This is a genomic window from Pseudoalteromonas sp. S558 (genome assembly GCF_005886635.1).
In the GTDB taxonomy this organism is placed as follows: domain Bacteria; phylum Pseudomonadota; class Gammaproteobacteria; order Enterobacterales; family Alteromonadaceae; genus Pseudoalteromonas; species Pseudoalteromonas aliena.
The window spans coordinates 1-1807 of the sequence record NZ_PNDU01000331.1; the positions used below are offsets into that span (position 1 = coordinate 1).

Sequence of the window (1807 nt, forward strand, 5' to 3'; positions counted from 1 at the left end):
AAACGTCGTACCGCAGTTTATCACCTTGGTTAAGAGGGCTAAAAATGGATAGCTTAAGTCTAAACTTAAAAGACTTTATTTTTATCATTATGCAGATAATTATTATAACTACAGTCGTTGTTACCAACAGAACCCACATAGGGTTTTTACAAAACCAAAACGAAGATTTAAAAGAATGCATTAAAGAAATGCAAAAAATCATCACAGCGCTACGTGTTAAAGTCGGCATTTAACACGTAGCGCCTACGTTATTTAAATCAATGTTACCTGTAATATCTCATAGTCGTACTATGCGGACACTTTCCTCTTTTCCCATCCTAAAACAGCCTGTCCCTAGAACCATATTTATAATTGGCAATAACTTACTATATTTGCTATTAATACATACTCATAAAATAAGGACATTTTCGCGTAAAATTACGTCATGTCAATGGACGAACATGTGAAGCATAAGTAGTTTATGTTCGGAGAATATAACAAGTTAAATCACGCGGATGCAGCATAGCTGCACCGGTATTTGAAGCGTTAACTGGCTACTTGTTTGTGAATCAGATATTTATTAATCATAAAGGAATATAAAAATGGAATTAATTTCAATCGGGGATGTTAATGCCGAAGTGGAGCGCTTGCGAGCTATATGTGGGGGATAAGCATAAACCATATATTCGGCCTGTAGGTTTGGGGTCTAGAATCCCAAATGCTCATAATGAAAAGCCAACTACTTATTCGCCAGATGCAATTCGGAACTCTGATTTTAAGATATCAAGTTGTGGAAAATATGTAGAAGTAAGTAATCAGGGTTTGTCTTATGCTACAAAAATGGGGAAAATAAAAAGTATTATAAGTTTAAAACAAAAATTTTTTAGAGAGATTGATATTTATTCGTTAGAGCCTCATAAAATACCAAACTCTCTTATCATTGTTAATGATCGACCCGGGCATGCATCCTTAAAGGTGAGAGATAGAATGCTGATAGAAGACTTAGTAAAAGCCTTAGAAATTGTAGCTAAAAACTCAAATTATTGTGGGAGATTAAAGGTATGAGCGTTAATTATGAACCACTTAACACTATAATCGTTGATTTTGCAGAGTACTTGAAAAAAGACAAATTAATTCAACCAATTTTAGATAATAAAATTCCGAATGAAACTGTTGCTAAAGAAATTTTAGAATTTATTGAAGAAATGGCGAATCTTTGTGCTGATCTTTTAAAAGAAGAAAAGCAATTGAATGGCAAATCTCTAGATTATCATGCAGTTGAAAAAGCTTATATTTTAATTGAATGTAATGTGTCTGAAGCAGGGTTTGAACATCTTATTGAATAATTATTACTTTAGAGTGTAAATGCGATAAAGTTAATTAGGCCGTAGTAACTACGGCCTAATATTAAGCTCTTTTTTTATCCCCATACTTCAACACAATATCTTTGAGCGCAAACTCATCACTCATTTTAATTAAATCATTGCCTATGGTCTTTAGCGTATCACTAGCCGCAACCAGCTCATGCAAATGATCTATTTTCTGTTGTAATGTTTTTACATGACTTTCGTGATAGCGAACTGAGCTTTAAAGAAAATCTATTTTGTTTAAGTAGCTAGGTTCGTAGCGTTCACCGCGCGGTGTCCACAAATAACCTTCACGGCAAATATAAAAACCATCCCAGTCTTTATGCAAAGACATGCCGCCATTAATTCGTTGTTCAAGCATCCGCACAGCACGTGGGCAGGGTTTGTTTTGTAGTGGTACAGTGATTTTGGCCACCCATTAAGAAAGAAATGTTATGCTAATAAGCATACAAATTTTCGTT

General features: G+C 34.3%; 4 protein-coding genes. 3 read left to right on the forward strand and 1 reads right to left on the reverse strand.

Annotation, left to right across the window (positions count from 1 at the left end; all coding sequences use genetic code 11):
* From CWB66_RS18585 to CWB66_RS18595, 3 genes are all read left to right on the forward strand, one after another.
* Positions 1–233: hypothetical protein (locus CWB66_RS18585; protein WP_212747835.1), on the forward strand; the 233-nt coding region annotated here is incomplete at its 5' end.
* A gap of 376 nt (positions 234–609) precedes the next feature.
* On the forward strand, positions 610–1044 hold the full coding sequence (locus tag CWB66_RS18590; protein ID WP_138586532.1) for a hypothetical protein: 435 nt from the start codon (positions 610–612) through the stop codon (positions 1042–1044).
* Entirely contained in the window at positions 1041–1325 is a 285-nt protein-coding gene (locus CWB66_RS18595) for a hypothetical protein (RefSeq protein WP_138586533.1), read from the forward strand. Before CWB66_RS18590 ends, CWB66_RS18595 begins: the two co-directional genes overlap by 4 nt.
* Before the next feature lie 241 nt (positions 1326–1566).
* Here the strand turns inward: CWB66_RS18595 and CWB66_RS22475 are convergent, their stop codons facing one another.
* Positions 1567–1707 (reverse strand): DUF3653 domain-containing protein, encoded by a 141-nt coding sequence (locus CWB66_RS22475; protein WP_212747836.1) that lies wholly within the window; start codon positions 1705–1707, stop codon positions 1567–1569.
* Between the last annotated feature and the right edge of the window lie 100 nt (positions 1708–1807).